This is a genomic window from Microbacterium sp. zg-B185, from assembly GCF_030246885.1.
Taxonomy (GTDB): domain Bacteria; phylum Actinomycetota; class Actinomycetes; order Actinomycetales; family Microbacteriaceae; genus Microbacterium.
On the sequence record NZ_CP126739.1, the window covers coordinates 1557996 to 1577392 of the forward strand.

Here is a 19397-nt window from a genome sequence, read left to right on the forward strand (position 1 = left end):
CTCAGCGTTCGCGGCGTTCCCTCGCCGTGACGCGAAGACCGGATGCGATGAGCGCTTTGACCAGGACGCGCCCGTCGACATGGCGTGCGCCCGCAGCGACCAGGCGGGCGTGCGCCTCATCCGGCACGTCGTAATGATCGCGATCGAAGCCGCGCCCGGGGATGCCGTTCGCCGCCGCGAACTCGTGCAGTTCGTCGAGGCTGGAATCGCTCACCAGGTGCGCCCAGAATCGACCGTGCGCCGGCCAGCGCGCGTCGTCGATGAGGATCGCCATCACCCGATCCTATGCACCGACCAGGTCATGGGGACGAGCCCCAGGGGAGGCGCTTTTGCTTGTGGCGTGCGCATCCGGTAAAGTATCCCCTTGGTGCGTTGACGACATTTCTGCTCCGCATCGAGTCTTTGCTCAGGCATCCGGAGCCGCGCGCTCCCCGAAGAAACAGGTATGAAGTGGTCTACGCAGTTGTGCGCGCCGGTGGCCGGCAGGAGAAGGTCGAGGTCGGCACGATCGTCGTCCTCGATCGTCAGTCCGCGAAGGTCGGCGACGAGATCAAGTTGCCCGCCGTGCTGTTCGTCGACGGGGACACCGTCACGACCGACGCTGACAAGCTTGCCAAGGTGACCGTCACGGCCGAGGTCGTCGGCGAGGAGCGCGGCCCCAAGATCGTGATCCAGAAGTTCAAGAACAAGACCGGGTACAAGAAGCGCCAGGGGCACCGACAGGACCTCACGCGCGTCAAGGTCACCGGCATCAAGTAAGCACGGAAGAGACTCAGGACATGGCACACAAAAAGGGCGCAAGCTCCACTCGCAACGGTCGTGACTCCAACGCACAGCGCCTCGGCGTGAAGCGCTTCGGCGGCCAGAAGGTTCTCGCCGGCGAGATCATCGTCCGCCAGCGCGGAACCCACTTCCACCCCGGCGTCAACGTCGGACGCGGTGGAGACGACACGCTGTTCGCCCTCGAGGCCGGCGCGGTCGAGTTCGGCGCCAAGGGCGGCCGCAAGGTCGTCAACATCGTGGTCCCGGCGGAGTAGTCCGCCGCACACGCAGTTTTCTCGTGAGGGGGCGGGCTTCGGCCCGCCCCCTCACGTGTTCATCAGTAGGCAACACTCATCAGGCACCAAGAGCCCGAAAAGGGGGAGCGCATGGTCACATTCGTTGACCGAGTGACGCTGCACCTGTCCGCCGGCAAGGGCGGAAACGGGTGCGTGTCGGTGAAGCGCGAGAAGTTCAAGCCGATGGCCGGCCCCGATGGCGGCAACGGCGGTCACGGCGGCGACATCGTGCTGGTCGCAGACCCTCAGGTCACCACCCTGCTGTCGTATCACCACTCGCCGCACCGATCGGCCGGCAACGGCGGATTCGGAATGGGCGATCATCGCTCCGGCGCTGTCGGGGAGACTCTGGAGCTGCCCGTGCCCGTGGGCACCGTGGTCAAGGACGTCTCCGGCGAGACCCTGGTCGACATGATCGAACCCGGTATGCGGTTCGTGGTGGCGCCCGGCGGCATCGGCGGCCTCGGCAACGCGTCCCTGGCCAACCACAAGCGCAAGGCCCCCGGATTCGCCCTGCTCGGTACGCCCGGATGGGAAGGCGACGTCCTTCTCGAGCTGAAGACGGTCGCCGACGTGGCGCTGGTCGGGTACCCGTCCGCGGGCAAGTCGAGCCTCATCGCCGCGATCTCGGCCGCACGGCCCAAGATCGCCGACTACCCCTTCACCACGCTGCACCCCAACCTGGGCGTCGTCCAAGCAGGGGACGTGCGCTACACCGTCGCCGATGTCCCCGGCCTCATCGAGGGTGCCAGTGAGGGCAAGGGCCTGGGCCTGGAGTTCCTCCGCCACGTGGAGCGCTGCACTGCGCTCGTGCACGTTCTGGATTGCGCCACGCTGGAGCCGGGGCGCGATCCGCTGACCGACCTCGACGTGATCCTGGCCGAGCTGGCGGCGTACCCCGTACCGGAGGGGCAACTGCCCCTGCTGGAACGACCGCAGATCGTCGCCCTGAACAAGGTGGACGTTCCCGAAGCCAAAGACCTCGCCGACCTGGTCCGTCCCGAGCTGGAGGCTCGCGGCTACCGCGTCTTCGAGATCTCCACGGTCAGCCACGAGGGCTTGCGTCAGCTCACCTACGCGCTGGGCGACATCGTCGCCGCGCATCGGGTGGAAGAGGCGGCCAAGCCCGTGGTCGAACGGGTCGTCGTCCGCCCGCACGGTTCGGAGCGCGAGTTCACCATCCGGGTCGAGGGTGGCACGTACGGGGACATCTACCGCGTCCTGGGCGCCAAGCCGCTGCGCTGGGTGCAGCAGACGGACTTCCAGAACGAAGAAGCCGTCGGCTACCTGGCAGATCGTCTGGAGAAGCTGGGCGTGGAGGATCAGCTCTTCAAGTCGGGTGCGCAGCCCGGATCGACGGTCGTCATCGGCGAGGACGACGGTGTCGTCTTCGACTGGCAGCCCTCGCTGGGATCCATGGCGGAGCTGGCCACGGCGCCGCGCGGCACGGACCCGCGTCTCGACCTGAATCCGCGGCGCACGACATCCGAGCGGCGCGAGCGCTACTACGAGCGCATGGACGCGAAGTCGGAGGCGCGCGCTGAGCTGGAGACCGAGCGCATCGCCGCGAAAACCAACCCGGTCGGGCGGGACGACGAGGAGCAGGCGTGACGGCCGCCACACGGGCGGAGCTTCGCACCGCGCGCCGCATCGTCGTGAAGGTCGGCTCCTCGTCGATCAGCGGGGAGAACTCCGGAAAGATCCCTCCGATCGTCGACGCGCTGGCCGAGGCGCACGGGCGCGGAACGGAGGTCGTGCTGGTCTCCTCGGGAGCGATCGCGACCGGCATGCCGTACCTCCGCCTCGGGGAGCGTCCCAGCGACCTCGCGACCCAGCAGGCCGCGGCTGCCGTGGGTCAGAACGTCTTGATCTACCGCTATCAGGAGGCGCTGCGTCCGTTCCGGATCGTCGCCGGTCAGGTGCTCCTGACCGCCGGTGACCTGGAGAACCCGACGCCGCGCTCGAACGCGCGTCGTGCGATGGAGCGGCTGCTGGGTCTGCGGATCCTGCCGATCGTGAACGAGAACGACACGGTCGCGACGCATGAGATCCGCTTCGGCGACAACGACCGGCTTGCCGCCCTCGTCGCTCAGCTGATCGGCGCCGATGCGCTGGTGCTGCTGAGCGACATCGAATGCCTGTACACGCGCCCGCCTGACCAGCCCGGTGCGCTGCCCATCTCCTACGTCGCGCACGATGACGACCTGCACGGATACGAGTTCGGATCCGTGGTCGTCAACAGCGTCGGCACCGGGGGAGCGGCGACGAAGGTCTCCGCGGCGAGGCTGGCGGCGGCATCCGGAATCGGCGTGCTCGTCACGAGCGCCGATCTGGTGGATCGCGCCCTGCGCGGCGATGAGATCGGCACCTGGTTCGCGCCGCACCCTGAACCGGTCGTGGGTTCGCTGACCGGGCCCATCCGCCGGCCCGCCGCGCACGCCCTCGATACACTGGGCTGATGACCACCACCGCGACGACCGCGCGCGACCGGATGCTCCTGGCCAAGTCCGCGGCCCGATCCATCGGCCTGCTCGGCGACGCGGAGAAGCGCGATGCGCTCCTGGCCGTGGCCGAGGCCATCGATTCCGCGGCTGCGGACATCGTCGCCGCCAACGGTGAGGACCTGGAGCGCGCACGCGCGAGCGGACTCTCGACCGCGCTGCAGGATCGTCTGCGTCTGGACGAGCCGCGCGTGGCCGCTCTGGCCGCGGCGGTCCGCGACATCGCCGCCCTGCCGGACCCGGTCGGGCGGGTGCTGGAGGAGCGGACGCTCGCCAACGGCGTCGCGCTGACCAAGGTGAGCGTGCCGTTCGGTGTGGTCGGCTCGATCTACGAGGCGCGCCCGAACGTCACGGTCGACATCGCCGCGCTGTCGCTGCGCTCCGGCAATGCCGTGGTGCTGCGGGGCGGCTCGGCAGCGGAGCAGACCAACGCGGCGCTGGTGAGCGCCATGCGCGACGCCCTCGCCGCCCGGGGAATCGATCCCGAGGCGATCCAGACCATCGACGAGTTCGGCCGCGACGGCGCCCGCGAGCTGATGCACGCGCGCGGCATCGTCGACGTGCTCGTGCCGCGGGGCAGCGCGCAGCTGATCGAGACCGTGGTCACCGAATCGACGGTGCCCGTCATTGAGACCGGTGCGGGTGTGGTCCACATCCTGCTGGACGAATCGGCCCCGCTGGAGTGGGCGCGCGAGATCGTCGTGAACGCGAAGGTGCAGCGTCCCAGCGTCTGCAACTCCGTCGAGACCGTCCTGGTGCACCGTGACGCCGCCCGCCGGCTGGTGCCCGCGGTGGTCTCCGCATTGACCGAGCGCGGTGTCACCGTGCACGGCGACTCCGAGGTGGTCGGGCTCTGCGCCGACGTCGTTCCCGCCACCGATGAGGACTGGGCCACCGAGTACCTCAGCCTGGATGTCTCCATGCGCGTCGTCGGCGATCTGGACGAGGCGCTCGCGCACATCCGTCGCTACTCCACCCACCACACCGAGTCGATCATCACGCAGGATGCCGCGAACATGGAGCGCTTCCTCGCCGAAGTCGACTCGGCCGTCGTGATGGCGAACACGTCCACGAGGTTCACCGACGGCGGTGAGTTCGGCTTCGGTGCGGAGGTGGGCATTTCGACGCAGAAGCTGCACGCGCGCGGTCCGATGGGTCTGAACGAATTGACCAGCACCAAGTGGCTGGCGCGGGGCTCCGGGCAAGTCCGCCCGTGACCACATAAACTGATAGCTGCGTCGTCGCTGCGACGCGAAACCCGAACGGAGCACGAATGACCATCGCCTCGCTTCTCGTCCTCGCCGCAGAAGAGGCCGAACATACCGGCAACGTGGCGCTGGAGACCGTCATCTTCGGCATCGTCTCGATCGTCGTGTTCGGTGCGCTGGCGCTGGTCACCCTGTCGTACCGCAACGTCGCCAACCGGCACGCGAACAAGGCCGACGCGTATGCCGCCTCCCACGCGCATGAGGTGCAGAGGGCGGGGCACGGCCACTAGGCCGACTGCATGTCGGTGACGCGCGCCCCGAGGATCGGGGTCATGGGCGGGACGTTCGACCCCATCCACAACGGTCACCTCGTGGCGGCCAGCGAAGTCGCCCAGTCCTTCGGCCTGGACGAAGTCGTGTTCGTGCCCACCGGTCAGCCGTGGCAGAAGCACGACGTGTCTCCCAGCGAGCACCGTTATCTGATGACCGTGATCGCCACGGCATCCAACCCGCAGTTCACCGTCAGCCGCGTGGACATCGACCGGGCCGGACCCACCTTCACGATCGACACTCTGCGCGACCTGAAGACGCAGCGGCCCGACGCGGACCTGTTCTTCATCACTGGAGCAGACGCCTTGGCGCAAATTCTCAGTTGGAGGGACCATGATGAGTTGTGGGACCTCGCCCACTTCGTCGCCGTCTCCCGACCCGGGCACGTATTGAGCACTGCGGGTCTGCCGACAGAAGACGTAAGCCAACTCGAGATCCCCGCCCTGGCCATCTCATCGACGGACTGCCGCGAGCGCGTTGAGCACGGTAATCCCGTCTGGTACCTCGTTCCCGACGGGGTCGTCCAATACATTGCGAAGCATCACCTCTACCGGAGCAAGGAATGAGCACACCCGAGCAGCCGGCGACACCAGCCCTCACCCGCAAGCAGCTGCGTGACCTGCGCAACACGGGAGCGACCCCCGTCGCCTCTGATGCGAGCGCTGACCCCGAATCGGCATCCGACCTCGCAGGCGAGGCGACCGAGCCGGACGATACCGCTGCACCCGTCTCGGCCCCGCTTCCGCGCGCGGCTGTCCCGGCGCCGGTTCGCGACCAACCCGCACCCGACGCCAGCGTCGATCTCGATGCCACCCCGCTGACACGCCGACAGGCGCGTCAGCAGGAGCGCATCCGCACCGCGTCGGTGCCGGTCATCACGCCCGAGATCGCCGCCGCGCATGCGGCATCGGTGGCCGACGCTGCGGCATCCGCCGTCGAGGCCGCCGAGGCGGAGCGCGACGGTGCAGACGAGGTCGCGGACCAGAACGACAGCGAGTCCGCCGACGCGGTGCTGGACTTGGTGGCAGCCGAAGGCGATGCGGACGAGGACGGCGCCGACAAGGCTGTGGTCAGTCCTCAGCTGGGTGCCGGGCTCCTGGCCGGTGCGGCGGTGCAGCCGGATCTGCCTCCCTCGTTCGACCAGCTCATCTCTCGTTCGGTGACCGGTTCCATCGGCACCGGCAACGCGCTGATCCTTTCGCAGACCCCTTCTGCCCCCAACCTCGTCGCACCGGTGACCGCGACCGGCGAGGTGCTGATCACGGGCTCGTTCAACCTGCCCGAGGGTCTCGGTTCGACCGGCCACGCCGACGGGACGGCGGACGGCAAGGACGTCGACGCGGTCCTGGTCGACGGCGAACTGCCCGCACACTCATCGCCGACGCCGATCGCCGCCAGTGCGGCGATCAGCACCGTCAAGAACGACGGCGACATCATCAAGCCCCCGACGCCGGAGAAGGGCGGGCGCCTCATGCTGACGCTCGCAATCACGGCTGGCGTGCTCGCGCTCGCGCTCGTCGGTGTGCTCATCCTTGCGTTTGTGACTGGAGTTTTCTGATGACCGCCACCCCGCAAGCCCGCGACATGCTCCGCGTCGCTGCGCACGCTGCCGATGCCAAGGGCGGTGAGGATCTCGTCGCTCTCGACGTGTCCGGTCCGCTGCCTCTGGTCGACATCTTCCTGCTCGTCACGGGCCGCAGCGAGCGCAACGTGGCAGCGATCGCCGACGAGATCGAGGACAAGCTCCTCGAGGCCGGACACAAGCGGCTCCGTCGCGAAGGCCGCCAGGAATCGCGGTGGATCCTGCTGGACTTCGGGGATCTGGTCGTACATGTCTTCCACGAGGAGGAGCGCCTGTATTACGGGCTCGAGCGTCTGTGGAAAGACTGCCCGGTCGTGCCGATCGAACTGGCCGCCCGGTCAGCGGTCGAGTAGCCCCTCACGCAGGCAGAACTCGTTCCCCTCGGGGTCCTGCAGCTGGTAGTACAGCTCCGGCCACGGTCCCCAGCTCTGCTCGACGAGCCGTACGACGGTCGCGCCCAGCGACCAGGCGGTCGCGCCCAGCGACCAGGCGGTCCTTCTCGGCGTCGAGCTGGGCACGCGTGGGCCGACTCCAGCATCGGTTAGTGGAAGACCCCGGCCCAGAAGTGCGCGAGCGTTCGCGGGTCCGTCCCGTGGAAGGTAATGTTGCCGAGCGTGGCCATTCCGCCCCTTTCGTGCACCACCGTAGACGGATGCACGGACATCGGCCGGTTCGGACCATGCGTATCGGTGTAGTAATCTTTTGGGGTTGCCTCCGATCGGGAGGCGGTTTCCGGGCCTGTGGCGCAGCTGGTAGCGCACCTGCATGGCATGCAGGGGGTCAGGGGTTCGAGTCCCCTCAGGTCCACCAATGTAATGAGTCGCGACATGTGTCTCATCTGAGTCGCGACATGTGTCACAAATGAGAGCCCGGCCATCGGCCGGGCTCTTGTTGTTGGTCGCGCCAGTAGCTGCGGGCGGGGTTGATGTGGTGGGTGCTGAGGATCTCGCCGGTGTCGAGGTGGATGACGGTGACGGTGGTCTCGTCGATGAGCGCGAGGATGCGTTTGCCGCGGTGGTCGGCGCCGATGCCGAGGTGGTGCATGCGGCCGGCTCGGCGCAGGCTCATCTTTCCGTTGTGGTCGACGTGGTCGTAGCGGAGGCGATAGTGCCCCTCGCGCGGTGAGGTGGGGAGGGCTTTCGGTATCGCCCGGTAGGTGTCGCCCGGGGTGGCCCGGTCGTTGCTGCGGTGCGGGCGGTGCTCGTTGTAGTGAGTTCGGAACAGGTCGAGCTGTCGTTGCAGATCGTCAAGGGCGGCCGGGGCGGGGTGCGCGGCGAGCCAGCGTTTCAGGGTCTGATGGAAGCGTTCGATCTTGCCTTGGGTTTGCGGGTGGCCGGGTGAGCCGTTCTTCTGACGGGTGCCCAACAGCGGGAGGAGGTATTCGAACGCGTTCCGGCCGCCGCCGAAGCGGGCGGTGTAGACGCGGCCGTTGTCTGTGAGGGTCGAGGCCGGCACCCCGTGGTCGTCGGTCGCTGCCAGGAACGTGGTGACGACGTCGTCGCCGGTGACCGGCAGGTGGGCGGTGCAGGAGAGCAGGTATCGGGAGTGGTCATCGAGCCAGTTCAGGATCTCCACGTCTGTGCCGTCGGCGAGGCGCCAGTGGGTGAAATCGGACTGCCAGGTCTCGTTCGGCTGCGCGGCCTCGAACCGGATGTAGGAGGATTTCGGTCGTTTCCGCGGCTCCGGGATCACCAGCCCGCCGGCGTGCAGTATCCGTCTGATCGTGGACGTCGATGGTGGGGGGTGTCCCTCACGTTCGAGGTGCCACGCGATCGTCACCGGTCCGGCGTCCAGCCCCCGGGAAGTCAGCTCCTGCCGGAGAGTAATGATCCGGTCTCGAACTTCACCCGACGTGGCCGCCGAGTTCGTCTTCGGTCTCCTCGAGCGCGGCTCGACCATTTCCAATCCGCCCACCCGATACCGGGCAAGGAGCCGCTGCAGATGTCGGCGGGAGATCCCGTGCTCCTCCGCCGCCTGCGTGACGGACAACTGCCCAGCGATGACCTTCAAGACCACGACCCGATGCTTCGACACCCCGCCGACTGTGACCTATGTCGCGACTCATCAGCGACCTATCACCTGTGACACATGTCCTGAACCCAAACACCCTCAGTTCCACCGTGTGATGTCTCGCGACATATGTCTCATATGTCGCGAGACATCTGGCATTTGTGGGGCCAGCGGCCGGGTGGGGTGAGTTGGCCCGCGCGTCGGATGCTGACGCGGTCGTCGGTTTCGACGCGGTCGTAGCGCAGCCGGTATCGGTCGGGCAATCGTCCCTCGGCAGGGAGAGCTTGGGCGGTCGCGCGGTGGACGGCGTCGGGGATGCTCAGGTCGGCGTCACCGAACACGAACCACGACGGGATGTCCCGCCACGCCGGGCGTTCGGTCGCGAGCGGCTCGGACAGTGCCGCCTGCGTCACCGGGCGGTGCGTCGCCGGCGAGGCTGCGGAGGGGGGTTCGCCTGCTTTCGGGAAGGTGTCGATTGTGCGGGGGAGCGGTCGGACGTCGGCCGCTCACCAGGAAGGACCGGAGGGACCGTGCCGATGTGACAGCACCGGGCAATTCTGCCCTCGTCGTCACACATGCGGCTGCCGCGCGGTCTGAGCTTTCGAATGAGGAAAGGAACCGCCATGAGAATCACCGTCATCGGAGGCACCGGTCTGATCGGAAGCCGATTGGTCGACGTGCTCGAACGCGGCGGGCACCAGGTCATCGCGGCGTCCCGAGCGACCGGCGTGAACTCCTTCACCGGCGAAGGCCTCGCAGACGCGCACGAGGGGACGCAGACCGTGATCGACGTCTCGAACTCTTCATACACCGACGAGGCGGCCGCACTTGAGTTCTTCGAGGCATCCACCCTCAACCTGCTCACCTATGGTGCCGCCGCCGGCGTCGCACACCACGTCGCGCTCTCCGTGGTCGGAACCGATCGACTCGCCCGGTCGCACGGCGGATACTTCATCGCCAAGGCCGTGCAGGAGCGCCTGGTCATCGATTCGAGGCGCGCGTACTCCCTCGTGCACGCCACCCAGTTCTTCGAGTTCATCCGGGACATCACAGAAACAGCGCTGCGTGGCGGCGGCGGGTCTCTCGCCGATGTGCTCGTCCAGCCGATGGCCGCGGACGATGTCGCCTCGGCTGTGGCCGACATCGCCGTCGGCGAGCCCGTGGGCGGCATCGTGGAGTTCGCCGGGCCGGAGGTGTTCAGCCTCGCCGATGTGGCCAGGCGTGACCTGCGGTTCCGGCACGATGAGCGTGAACTGCTCGCAGATCCGCTCGGAACCTACTTCGGTGCGCGGGTAGGCCGGTGGGACCTGCTCCCCGACAGGGGCGCGACAATAAGTGCCACGTCACTGCACCAGTGGCAGACCGGTGTCCCGGTGCCACACTGAATCGATTCGATTCTCCGGATCCACGCGGAAAGGGCGGATTGATCGTGCCAGACGACGCGAGCACACAGGACTTGGCAGTGGCGACGGAAGCGTTCCAGCGCTGCAGAGGCCGACTCTTCGGCATCGCCTATCGCATGCTCGGCAGCGTCGCCGATGCCGAAGACATCCTTCAGGACGTGTGGATCCGCTGGCAATCGACCCGCCGTGACGAGGTGCTCGAGCCGGCGGCGTTCCTGTCCACGATCACCACCCGGCTGGCGATCAATTCACTCCAGTCCGCGCATACGCGACGGGAGACCTACATCGGTCCGTGGTTGCCGGAGCCGGTCAACACGGCCGACGATCCGTCGTTGGGCGCCGAGCGGGGCGAAGCGCTGCAGTACGCGATGCTGATCCTGCTCGAGAAGCTGACTCCCACGGAGCGTGCCGCCTATGTGCTCCGTGAAGCATTCGACTATCCCTACGACCGGATCGCCGAGATCGTGCAGACCGCACCCGCCACCGCACGGCAGCTCGTGAGCCGGGCGCGCAAGCACCTGGCCTCGGAGCGGCGAACAGCGGTGGCCACGGGTGAACAGCGCCGCCTGCTGGAGGCGTTCCTCTCCGCCGCGCAGCGGGGGAACGCCGTGGCGCTGGAAGAGCTGTTCGTCGCGGATGTGGTCAGCTACACCGACGGCAACGGGGTCAAACTGGCCGCGCGCATTCCCGTCGTCGGGCAGTCGCGGGTGGCCAAGTTCGTCGCCGCGTTCTCCAGTCATTTCTGGACCGGGAAGACCATCGACTGGGTGGAGGTGAATGGTCAGCCCGCCGTGACCCTGTCCGAGGACGGCGTCGTCACCACGGCGCTGACGCTGACCGTATCCGACCGAGGGATCCATCAGCTGCTCTGGATCATGAGCCCCGACAAGCTTCAGCACGTCACGACGGTGGGCGCATGACATGGTGGCGCAACCCGTCACGGCACGCGGATCCGAAGACGAAGGCCGTCCAGCAGCGGTGGCACGCGGTTGCCGTGAGCGCACTCGCGGCAACGTGCGAACGGCGTGATCCCGAGCAGATCGCGCGGCTGTTCGCCCGCGATGTGGAGCTCGCCGTCGACAGCGGGGGGCTCGTCCCGACACCCGCGGACCGGGTCGAGGGCGACCGGGCCGCAGCCGATCTGCTCCTGGGGATCCTCGCGCAGTACCCACTGCTCACCCTCGACGTGGGTGCCGTGAACGGTGCGCCCGGGATCCTCCTGCGCGAGGGCGGCATCCTGGTCGCGGTGATCAGCGTCGCAACGACGCGCGAGGCGATCTCGCGCATCTGGGTCGTCGTGAACCCGGATAAGCTCGTGCGCTTCGACGTCGCCTGAAGCTGGGTCCGTGCTGGCGCCGGGCCAGTGCGGAACGGCGGAGAATAGAAGAATGATCCCTGCGCTCCACGACATCGCCGCCCGCGAGTACGTTCTGCTGACGACGTTCCGTCGAACCGGCGTCCCGGTGGCAACTCCGGTCTGGATCGTCCGGGACGGGGAGGATGCCCTGATCACCACCGCCGCCACGTCGGGCAAGGTCAAGCGCCTGGCTCATACCGCCCGCGTGGTGCTGACCCCCTGCGACATGCGAGGACGACTCCTGGACGGCGCTGAAGCAGTGGAAGCCACGGCGGTCGTGCGCCACGACGAAGACACTCGCGCGCGGATCGACCGCGCGCTGATGCGCAAGTACGGCGCGAAGTACAAGGCGATCCGGGCCGGGCAGAAGCTGATGCGTTCCAAGAGCGTCTCGGTGACGCTCGTGCTCAACTGATGCGCTGCTGCCTTCCGCGTCGGTAGCCGCGTGATTCGGGCTCTGTCACGCCGGCGACACTGTCCCTGCTCCGGGTTCAGATCCGTTCAGCACTGAGCCTGATGGTCTCTCCGGCCATCCCGAACACGGCGACGAGCGATCCGGCGGGCAGCACTCCCCAGCCGGTCGCCACATCGATCGGATCACCGTCCGCGGTGTACGCGCGCCAGCTGCCGTCGCCGGTCGAACTCAGCCGCGTCTCGGCGGGGACGGAACGCCATTGCGCGGCGGAATCGACGCCGATCGATATCCGCACCACGCCTTCCTCCAGGGGTGGGATGCTCTCGACGGGGCGATACGTCGCCGAGCCGAACTGCACCCACTCCTCGCCCTCGCGCAACAGTATGCGCAGGTCGTTCATGTCGCGCCCGTTCACCGCGGGCAGCTGCACGAACATCGACGCGAGATCGTCGCTGTCTCGCGGATCGACGGGCGTCGATCCCTGGGCATGGGTGACCCACAGATAGCCGGTGCCATCCGGATCCGCCATGGTCAGGGTCGGGTTGCCGTTCCAGAGCAGCGAGTCGGAGCGCTCGTTGACGATGACCCAGCTCCGCTCCGCCCGTTCCGTCCAGGTGGCGCGGAGCGCGTCGTGCGGTGACACCTTCTCGCCGAGGATGGTGGTCTCCAGAAAGGTCCCCTGCGGTTCGGCAAGCTGAAGCACCAGGTAGGTCCGTCCCAAGGCGGAACGGGTCTGCAACGATCGTGACGGCTCGGTCGTGCTCCAGAAGAGGCCGTCGCTGCGCAGCGTGTAGAAATCCGGCGGCACCCATTTTCCGCCGGCGTACGCATCCACGGCGAGCGAGTCCTCCGGCGTGGCTCCCACGCGCACCAGCATCGACCCGGCGTAGGAACCGACCATCGCGTCCAGCTGACCGGTCGTAGGGCGTGCCTCCGGCGGGTCGTGGTCGACGGATGCACCCGGCGGCAGCACAGCGCCATGGATTTCGCTGATCGCGTTGCGCAGGACGGTCTGCGCCAGAGTGCTCAGCATCCCCGAACCGACCTGCCGGCCCGCGGCCGTGATGATCACCGCGACGTCGGAATCCGGAGCAAGCAGGAACGCCGCGTGGTAATCCACCGTGTCGCCGCCTTTGCCCCAGCCGCGTGCACCGACTGCCTCCAGCCCGGGATCGGCCACCGTGTCCCAGCCCAGACCGTACCGGAAGGCCGTCGAGGCGATAGGGTCCAGCGTGCCGGACATGTGGTCCAGACCCATCTGCTGGATCGAAGCGGGGGAGATCACCTGCCGGCCACGCCACGTGCCGTCGCCGAGCAGCACCGCCGCCAGCCGTGCCAGCTCGTGCGGTGTCGAGAACAGGGCGCCGGACGCGTAGAGGTTGAGGTATTCCGGAGGCTGGGCCTCGCCGTCGACGATCACCGGTGCGAACCCGCCGGGCTCCAGCGGATCCGTGGGGTACATCGACGCGGTCATGCCGAGCGGCTCGAACACTCGGGCCTGGACGTATTCGGTGAACGGGATGCCGCTGACCCGTTCGACCAGGAGACCGGCCATGGTGAAGCAGTCGTTGCAGTACACCGCGACCGATCCCGGCATGCTCTTGAGCCGGGAACGAGCGAGCTGCGCGAGCATCTGCTCGGCGTAGTCGGCGAACGGGGCGGACGTGAAGCCGTTGGCGTAATCGGTGCCGGGGAACCCGGCGGAGTGGTTCAGCAGCATACGCACGGTGACCCGTGTGTAGCCCGGGTCCTCCATCCGGAAATCGGTGATGTAGTCCGCGACCGCCGCGTCGAGGTCCACCTTCCCGGCGTCGACCAGCTGCATGACCGCCACCGTCGTGACGATCTTGCTGACCGACCCGATGCCGTACAGCGTCTCGGCGGTCGGCGCTGTGCCGCGCGTGTCGACCGCGCCGAAGGTGGCAGACCAGGCGAGCTCGTCGCCGGCGACCAGCGCCAGGGAAAGGGATGTCCCATCGTGCGCGGCGAGCAGGGCTTCCGCGTCCTGGCTCGCGATGGAGGCGGTCCGCGAGAAGTCCGAGGTCTTCGGGGTCGCTGCGATCGTCACCGCGACCACCGTGATGATGGCGGCGCAGGCCGCGAATGCCGCGTACACGGGCGAGGTCGCCCTCATCATGCACTCCTTCGTGCCGAGGGGGGCGCCATCGAGCGTGCACGCCATGTGGCGACGGAGGTGGCGACCCCAGCACCCGCGTGGGCGTCAGTCTCCCGCATCCGTTCTGCAGAGCGCAAATGCTGGTGCACCGCTGATCGCCCTTCACCACGTCGCGCTTGTACAAACGAATGCTTGTGGTCACACTGGTAGGCATGGAACCGGCAGCCCTCGACAAGGCGTTTCGCGCCCTCGCAGATGAACACCGCCGGGCGATCCTCGCGTTGGTGCGCGACGGTCGGCGGCCGGTCGGGGAGATCGCCGCCGAGCTGGGGCTGTCGCAGCAGACCGTGTCGCATCACCTGAAGGTGCTCAGCCGGGCCGGGCTGGTCGCTGGCACCCGATCCGGCACCCGGCACATGTTCGCCGTGCGTGTGGAGGGCCTCGCGGTCGGCAAGGCGTTCTTCGATGACTTCTGGCCGGAGCGCCTCACACGCCTCAAGCGCGCGGTCGAGAGCAGCGCGGAGGGGCTCGATGGCTGAGCATCGATCCAGCGTCGAGATCGCGGCAGCACCGGAGCGCGTCTTCGAGTATCTGATCACCGCGGATGGGATCACCGCGTGGATGGGCGATTGGGCGCAGGTGGAGCCGACCCCCGGCGGCGAGTTCTCGGTGAACATCGCCGGTTACGGCGCCCGCGGAACCTTCCTGGAGGTGGACAGGCCGCGGCGGGTCATCGTCTCGTGGGGATTCGAGGGCAGCGCGACACTGCCGCCGGGTTCATCCACCGTGTCGTTCGAGCTGACCGCCACCGCCCTGGGCACGCGGGTCGAGGTGGTGCACACCGACTTGCCCGAGGGTGAGGTCGCCGGGCACGTCGACGGGTGGCAGCACTTCGTCGCGCGACTGGCGTTGGTCGCCACCGGCCGGAATCTGCCGGCGGATGACTGGACGCCCTCAGCATGACCACCACCGAGTACGAAGGAAAGCACGGGATGCCGAACCCCACCACACCGCAAGCCATCGTCGATGCCTACCACCGGGCCTGGACCAGCGGCGATGTCGATCGCGCACTGGATCACGTGTCGGATTCGCTGATCTGCGAGCTGTTCACCGTGGAAGGCGATCAGATCACCGATATCCGCCTGTCCTTCGACCGGCTCGGCTACCTGCCGCACGGGGGGTGAGCCGATGCCGACGCAGGTTGACCGGCGTGACCTGTTGAACAGGATCAAGCAGCTGCTGCCCGCCGAGTCCGTGCGCGAGGTCTCCATGTTCGGGGCCGTCGCCGTCATGGTCGAGGACACCATGCTCGTCGCCGTCAACAAAGACGGCAGTCTGCTCGTGCGCATCGACCCCGCGGACGACGCGACGCTGCTTCAGCGATCGGAGGCCACACGGGCGGAGATGGGTGCGGGCAGGTCCATGGGCATCGGCTGGATTCGCGTCGACGGCGCCGCCGCCGCCGACGAGGCGATCCTCAGCCTGTGGGTTCAGCACGCGCGCCGGCGTCCAGCGTGAACCCGTGCCGGCGCAATCGATCGGCGAGCGCCTCTCCCATCGCCACCATCGGCGTCAGAACCCCGGAGCGGTCGGGCAGGTCATCGAGTGCGAGGCTGAGCGCCGACTCACCGAGCATCACACCGGTGCCCCCGTAGCCGGGATCGTACGGCGCCGCCACGCGCGTGCGGACGGGGTCGCCTTCGACGGGGTAGATGTCGATGTCGAGGGCGAAGCGGCCGCGGGCGATCGCCGTCGCCCCGGGGCCGGCCCCCGGCGCGGGCAGAACACGGTCCAGGATCGCCCGGCTCGGCCGAAACGCCACGCCGGCGACGAAACCCGCCGTCCCCAGGCCGATTCCCGCGGCGCGCACGAAGCCGGGCAGCCCGCGTCCTGTGCTCACGACCTCGCGGTACCGCATGAGCTGACCGTAGCTCCAGCCCGTCAGGTGGTTGCTGCGCTGGACGATCTGCTGGTTGTAGGCGCCCATGATGAACGGCGCCTGCCACACCCCGCGCTCTCTGCCCCACACACGCGGGTCACGGCCGGGCAGACGAACGGAGGGACCGGGTGTGAGTGCATACGGATCCCCGACGATGCGGCGGGCCGCGGCATCCGTTCTGACCTCCTTCATCTGCTGGCGCAGCGAGTCGATGGTTCCGCCGCTGATCCCGCCGCGCAGCGATCGCACGCGCAGCGTCGCCGCGATGATCGGCACGCCGCCGGCGGCCGCATGGCCCAGACCGAGGCCGAGATCGGACGGGATCGAGTCGAAGCCGCACGAGTGGACGATCTTCGCTCCGCTCTGCTGGGCGGCGTCGTGATTGTCGCGGATGCTGCGCGCGACGAAGATGCTCTCCCCGGCCAGGTCGGCGTACGACGTGCCGGCCCGTGCGGAGGCGGAGACGACGCGCTCGCCGTAGCGCAGATACGGCCCGACCGTCGTCGCGATCACGGACGTCGAGGCGGCGAGGCGGGTGACACCCGCGTCGTCCGCGGTGTCCACCTCGATCGTCGGCCAGTTCACGCCGAGCTCACGCGTGAGGCTCAGCAGCCGTGCGCTCGATCGTCCCGCGACGGCGATGCGCGCGCCCTCGGGCGCGGATCGGGCCAGATGCTCGGCGGTGAACCGCCCGACGAAGCCCGTGGCGCCGAGCAGGACGATGTCATGTTCGCGGTCGTTCGTGCCCATGGCACGCGAGCCTACGCGCGGCAGACCGCCGCAGGCACCGGCTTGCGTGCGCGCGTCTGACCCCTACGGCGCCCTCGTCATCGTGAACGGAACCGCAGCACCAGTCGCACCATGCTCGGCAGCCCGCGCGAGGTGGCCGGGTGCCCGGTGATGCGCTCCAGGGTCGGGGTGGCGTGTCCCTCGCCCGCGATCCTGTTGCGCACGAGCGCCCAGCGCGGACCGGTGTCGACGAGTTCGCAGCGATTGCGGTCTGCTTCACCGACGACCTGCGCATCCTCGAGGTCGATGGTGCCACCGCGGTGCGCGGTGAATTCGAACCGCCGTGGCTCGCTCACTCCGGCGTACCTGTCGACGACCGCCGCCACGTCCTGGAAGGCGATCCAGAACATGTCACGTTCATGTCCCGAGCGGATGGCGATCGCCGCAGCAGCGGCGTCCACCACCGTTTCCGGGGATCGCGCATCGAACAGGATCGTCCCGTTGCTCTGGAACGTCACCGCGTCGGGGCACCCGGCGTCGGCGAAGCCGGCCAGGATGGCGTCGGTGGACGGGTGGCCGCGCTGGCCTTGGTTGACGTTCCGCATGAGGGCGACGCAGCGCATCCGTCCTCCGGTCAGCCCGTGACGTCGCGGCGCTGCAGCGCCCCGGCACAGGCAGCGATCAGGACAGCGGTCGCAGCCCACAGCGCGGTCAGCCCGACCGGATCGGCGCCGTCGGCGAGCGGGGACTGGTGGTATGCCCACGAGTACGGTGAGAAGGAGCGCAGCCACTCCGCTTCCGGCAGCTGGTTGGCGACCGCGGTCAGGACGTACCCGAGGACCGCGACCCCGGCTCCCGCCCCGATCGCCCACAGTCGTCTGCCGCTGAGGGCGCCTGCCAGGAGCGCCACTGCGCCGCACAGCGCGGTCAGTCCCCACAGCGCGACGGTGGCTCCGACGATGTTCGCCCCATCCAGTCCGAGGGTGGCCGGCGCGTCGAGAAGCGCGACGATCGCGCCGGCCGCTGCGCTGAGCCAGAGGAGGCGCAGCAGCATCGCCAGCGCGGACTGGAGTGCATAGGATCGCCGCGCGATGCCATGGGCGAGATCCAGCTCGAGACGGCCCGATTCCTCCGCACCCGCGACCGCGCCGGCGCCCCACGCGATGGCGGCGATGCTCAGCAGCAGGAATCCGATGAGCCCGTAGAACGTCGATTGGGTGTATCCCGCGCCCGTTCCGATCTGGTCGTATCCGAGCGCGGCGACCAGTTCTGGCGGCAGGCTTTCGATGACCTGCTGCAGCTGGCCATTGCCGCCGATACTCGGAAACAGCGGGAGGTACAGCGCCAGCGCCGCCGCGACGCCTGCGGTCCAGCCCAGCAGCCCGCGCCATGACTCCCGCAGGGTCCGCCGCAGCAGGGCCAGCTCACGCATCGGGTGCTCCCGTGGTGTGCGCTCCGTAGAGGCGCAGGACGGATTCCTCCAGGTCGGGCTCTTCGACGGCGAGATCCGCGATGCGATGGCGGGCCAGCATCCCGACCACGGGATTGATGTCGCCGGCCACCGTGGCGGTCACCCGGACGGACCCATCCGGACCGGAGATGACGTGGACCTCCCCGACCTGGCTGAGCTCGGCCAGTTCCTGCTCGATCCTGGCGGGCTCGGCGTCGACCAGTCCGACCCGGAGGCGGCGCACCGCCGCGAGGCGCAGTGACGCCACATCGCCGCTTGCCACCACCCGCCCGCCGCTGAGGACGGCGACGGCATCCGCGGCTTGCTGAATCTCGCTGAGCACGTGCGAGCTGAGCAGTACCGTCTGGCCGGCGGCACGCGCTTCTCGCAGCATCTGCAGAAACTCGCGCTGGACCAGTGGATCCAGACCGCTGGTCGGCTCGTCCAGGACCAGCAGCTCCGGCCGGTGCATGAAAGCCTGAACGAGCCCGAGCTTCTGCTTGTTGCCCTTCGAGAGGGTGTGCACCGGCCGATTCAGCTCGGCGCCGAGTCGATCGGCGAACTCCTCGATCGCACCGGCAGCGACCGGACCCGACACCTCGGCGTAGAACTCGAGCAGGCGTCTGCCCGTGACGCGTCCCTCGAGCCGGAGGTCTCCAGGGACGAAGCCGATCCGTCGTCGCAGCGCAGGTCCGCCTCGTCGCGGGTCGGAGCCGAGCACGCGGGCGATCCCCGCCGTCGGGCGGATGATGTCCAGCAGCATCCGCAGCGTCGTCGTCTTGCCCGCTCCGTTCGGGCCGATCAGCCCGAACACGCTGCCCGCGGGGATCGTCAGGTCGAGGGACTGCACAGCAGTACGGGTTCCGTACCGTTTGTGCAGGCCCGAGGTCTCGATCGCAGGGGTGGTCCGATCAGCAGTGGGTGTGCGCACGTACAGGATGCTAGACACCGTTCGCGGGCGCGCAAGGGGGGGCGTCGAAGTGATCCCCGGCACGACTCGGCTAGACTGGCGTCACCACCTGGATCGAGGCGCTCGGCCGAGAAACCGGCGTGGTGACGAAAGAACTATTCGGGCCTGTGGCGCAGCTGGTAGCGCACCTGCATGGCATGCAGGGGGTCAGGGGTTCGAGTCCCCTCAGGTCCACCATGTGATGTCTCGCGACATATGTCTCATATGTCGCGAGACATCTGTCATTTGTGGGGCCAGCCACGAGCGACCCGCTGCGCCCGGCGCGCGCGCGGGAGAGGAGTCCGTCGACCGCTTCGCGCTCGGCGCGACGGCCCAAAAGATGCGCCACT

26 protein-coding genes and 2 tRNA genes are annotated in these 19397 nt (G+C 68.4%); 19 read left to right on the forward strand and 9 right to left on the reverse strand.

The window, feature by feature from the left end:
• Position 1: 1 nt before the first annotated feature.
• Entirely contained in the window at positions 2 to 274 is a 273-nt protein-coding gene (locus tag QNO12_RS07490; RefSeq protein WP_257502151.1) for a DUF4031 domain-containing protein, read from the reverse strand.
• Positions 275 to 450: 176 nt separating this feature from the next.
• Here QNO12_RS07490 and rplU point away from each other — a divergent pair, with 176 nt between their 5' ends.
• The 9 genes from rplU to rsfS all read left to right on the forward strand — a co-directional run bounded on the left by rplU (position 451) and on the right by rsfS (position 7032).
• Positions 451 to 759 carry a 50S ribosomal protein L21 gene (rplU, locus tag QNO12_RS07495; protein WP_257502153.1) on the forward strand — a complete coding sequence of 103 codons (309 nt, stop codon included), beginning with the start codon at positions 451 to 453 and terminating at the stop codon, positions 757 to 759.
• Between the two features lie 20 nt (positions 760 to 779).
• The gene (gene rpmA / locus QNO12_RS07500; protein ID WP_179432775.1) at positions 780 to 1037 is read left to right on the forward strand and encodes a 50S ribosomal protein L27; all 258 of its coding nucleotides are present in this window, start codon (positions 780 to 782) and stop codon (positions 1035 to 1037) included.
• A gap of 111 nt (positions 1038 to 1148) precedes the next feature.
• Positions 1149 to 2669: a GTPase ObgE gene (gene obgE / locus QNO12_RS07505; RefSeq protein ID WP_257502154.1), complete on the forward strand. Its 1521-nt coding sequence runs from the start codon at positions 1149 to 1151 to the stop codon at positions 2667 to 2669.
• Complete coding sequence (gene proB, locus QNO12_RS07510; protein ID WP_257502155.1) at positions 2666 to 3517, forward strand: glutamate 5-kinase; 852 nt, start codon at positions 2666 to 2668, stop codon at positions 3515 to 3517. The genes obgE and proB overlap by 4 nt, the downstream gene beginning before the upstream one ends.
• Positions 3517 to 4776: a glutamate-5-semialdehyde dehydrogenase gene (locus QNO12_RS07515; protein WP_257502156.1), complete on the forward strand. Its 1260-nt coding sequence runs from the start codon at positions 3517 to 3519 to the stop codon at positions 4774 to 4776. Before proB ends, QNO12_RS07515 begins: the two co-directional genes overlap by 1 nt.
• Before the next feature lie 56 nt (positions 4777 to 4832).
• Entirely contained in the window at positions 4833 to 5057 is a 225-nt protein-coding gene (locus tag QNO12_RS07520) for a hypothetical protein (RefSeq protein ID WP_257502157.1), read from the forward strand.
• A gap of 9 nt (positions 5058 to 5066) precedes the next feature.
• Positions 5067 to 5663: a nicotinate-nucleotide adenylyltransferase gene (gene nadD, locus QNO12_RS07525; protein WP_257502158.1), complete on the forward strand. Its 597-nt coding sequence runs from the start codon at positions 5067 to 5069 to the stop codon at positions 5661 to 5663.
• On the forward strand, positions 5660 to 6655 hold the full coding sequence (locus QNO12_RS07530; RefSeq protein ID WP_257502159.1) for a hypothetical protein: 996 nt from the start codon (positions 5660 to 5662) through the stop codon (positions 6653 to 6655). The genes nadD and QNO12_RS07530 overlap by 4 nt, the downstream gene beginning before the upstream one ends.
• The gene (rsfS, locus tag QNO12_RS07535) at positions 6655 to 7032 is read left to right on the forward strand and encodes a ribosome silencing factor (RefSeq protein WP_257502160.1); all 378 of its coding nucleotides are present in this window, start codon (positions 6655 to 6657) and stop codon (positions 7030 to 7032) included. The genes QNO12_RS07530 and rsfS overlap by 1 nt, the downstream gene beginning before the upstream one ends.
• On the opposite strand, the gene QNO12_RS07540 is transcribed toward rsfS, so the two are convergent.
• Positions 7018 to 7197, reverse strand: coding sequence for a VOC family protein (locus tag QNO12_RS07540; protein ID WP_257502161.1), 180 nt, complete (start codon positions 7195 to 7197; stop codon positions 7018 to 7020). The genes rsfS and QNO12_RS07540 overlap by 15 nt on opposite strands.
• A gap of 216 nt (positions 7198 to 7413) precedes the next feature.
• On the opposite strand from QNO12_RS07540, the gene QNO12_RS07545 reads away from it, so the two are divergent.
• Positions 7414 to 7489: transfer RNA gene (locus QNO12_RS07545), tRNA-Ala, on the forward strand.
• A gap of 45 nt (positions 7490 to 7534) precedes the next feature.
• Here the strand turns inward: QNO12_RS07545 and QNO12_RS07550 are convergent.
• Entirely contained in the window at positions 7535 to 8713 is a 1179-nt protein-coding gene (locus tag QNO12_RS07550) for an IS481 family transposase (RefSeq protein ID WP_257502162.1), read from the reverse strand.
• Between the two features lie 110 nt (positions 8714 to 8823).
• Positions 8824 to 9102 (reverse strand): hypothetical protein, encoded by a 279-nt coding sequence (locus QNO12_RS07555; protein WP_257502163.1) that lies wholly within the window; start codon positions 9100 to 9102, stop codon positions 8824 to 8826.
• A gap of 210 nt (positions 9103 to 9312) precedes the next feature.
• On the opposite strand from QNO12_RS07555, the gene QNO12_RS07560 reads away from it, so the two are divergent.
• From QNO12_RS07560 to QNO12_RS07575, 4 genes are all read left to right on the forward strand, one after another.
• On the forward strand, positions 9313 to 10074 hold the full coding sequence (locus QNO12_RS07560) for an SDR family oxidoreductase (RefSeq protein WP_257502164.1): 762 nt from the start codon (positions 9313 to 9315) through the stop codon (positions 10072 to 10074).
• A 77-nt stretch (positions 10075 to 10151) separates the two neighbouring features.
• Positions 10152 to 11012, forward strand: a complete 861-nt coding sequence (locus QNO12_RS07565; protein ID WP_257502165.1) for an RNA polymerase sigma-70 factor — start codon at positions 10152 to 10154, stop codon at positions 11010 to 11012.
• Complete coding sequence (locus QNO12_RS07570; protein WP_257502166.1) at positions 11009 to 11428, forward strand: sigma-70 family RNA polymerase sigma factor family protein; 420 nt, start codon at positions 11009 to 11011, stop codon at positions 11426 to 11428. Before QNO12_RS07565 ends, QNO12_RS07570 begins: the two co-directional genes overlap by 4 nt.
• 52 nt (positions 11429 to 11480) lie before the next feature.
• The gene (locus QNO12_RS07575) at positions 11481 to 11864 is read left to right on the forward strand and encodes a PPOX class F420-dependent oxidoreductase (protein WP_257502167.1); all 384 of its coding nucleotides are present in this window, start codon (positions 11481 to 11483) and stop codon (positions 11862 to 11864) included.
• A 76-nt stretch (positions 11865 to 11940) separates the two neighbouring features.
• On the opposite strand, the gene QNO12_RS07580 is transcribed toward QNO12_RS07575, so the two are convergent.
• Complete coding sequence (locus tag QNO12_RS07580) at positions 11941 to 13998, reverse strand: serine hydrolase domain-containing protein (protein ID WP_257502168.1); 2058 nt, start codon at positions 13996 to 13998, stop codon at positions 11941 to 11943.
• Between the two features lie 194 nt (positions 13999 to 14192).
• Here QNO12_RS07580 and QNO12_RS07585 point away from each other — a divergent pair, with 194 nt between their 5' ends.
• From QNO12_RS07585 to QNO12_RS07600, 4 genes are read left to right on the forward strand one after another with little or no spacing between them, the layout of a single operon-like run.
• On the forward strand, positions 14193 to 14519 hold the full coding sequence (locus QNO12_RS07585; protein ID WP_257502169.1) for an ArsR/SmtB family transcription factor: 327 nt from the start codon (positions 14193 to 14195) through the stop codon (positions 14517 to 14519).
• Positions 14512 to 14943, forward strand: coding sequence for an SRPBCC family protein (locus QNO12_RS07590; RefSeq protein ID WP_257502170.1), 432 nt, complete (start codon positions 14512 to 14514; stop codon positions 14941 to 14943). The genes QNO12_RS07585 and QNO12_RS07590 overlap by 8 nt, the downstream gene beginning before the upstream one ends.
• Positions 14940 to 15164, forward strand: coding sequence for a hypothetical protein (locus QNO12_RS07595; protein ID WP_257502171.1), 225 nt, complete (start codon positions 14940 to 14942; stop codon positions 15162 to 15164). Before QNO12_RS07590 ends, QNO12_RS07595 begins: the two co-directional genes overlap by 4 nt.
• Before the next feature lie 4 nt (positions 15165 to 15168).
• Positions 15169 to 15498: a TfoX/Sxy family protein gene (locus QNO12_RS07600; RefSeq protein WP_257502172.1), complete on the forward strand. Its 330-nt coding sequence runs from the start codon at positions 15169 to 15171 to the stop codon at positions 15496 to 15498.
• On the opposite strand, the gene QNO12_RS07605 is transcribed toward QNO12_RS07600, so the two are convergent.
• From QNO12_RS07605 to QNO12_RS07620, 4 genes are all read right to left on the reverse strand, one after another.
• Complete coding sequence (locus tag QNO12_RS07605; protein ID WP_257502173.1) at positions 15458 to 16669, reverse strand: saccharopine dehydrogenase family protein; 1212 nt, start codon at positions 16667 to 16669, stop codon at positions 15458 to 15460. The genes QNO12_RS07600 and QNO12_RS07605 overlap by 41 nt on opposite strands.
• A gap of 77 nt (positions 16670 to 16746) precedes the next feature.
• Positions 16747 to 17271: a DUF1697 domain-containing protein gene (locus QNO12_RS07610; protein ID WP_257502174.1), complete on the reverse strand. Its 525-nt coding sequence runs from the start codon at positions 17269 to 17271 to the stop codon at positions 16747 to 16749.
• An 11-nt stretch (positions 17272 to 17282) separates the two neighbouring features.
• Positions 17283 to 18080, reverse strand: a complete 798-nt coding sequence (locus tag QNO12_RS07615) for an ABC transporter permease subunit (RefSeq protein ID WP_257502175.1) — start codon at positions 18078 to 18080, stop codon at positions 17283 to 17285.
• On the reverse strand, positions 18073 to 19029 hold the full coding sequence (locus QNO12_RS07620; protein WP_257502176.1) for an ABC transporter ATP-binding protein: 957 nt from the start codon (positions 19027 to 19029) through the stop codon (positions 18073 to 18075). The genes QNO12_RS07615 and QNO12_RS07620 overlap by 8 nt, the downstream gene beginning before the upstream one ends.
• Positions 19030 to 19169: 140 nt before the next feature.
• On the opposite strand from QNO12_RS07620, the gene QNO12_RS07625 reads away from it, so the two are divergent.
• Positions 19170 to 19245: transfer RNA gene (locus tag QNO12_RS07625), tRNA-Ala, on the forward strand.
• Positions 19246 to 19397 lie beyond the last annotated feature (152 nt).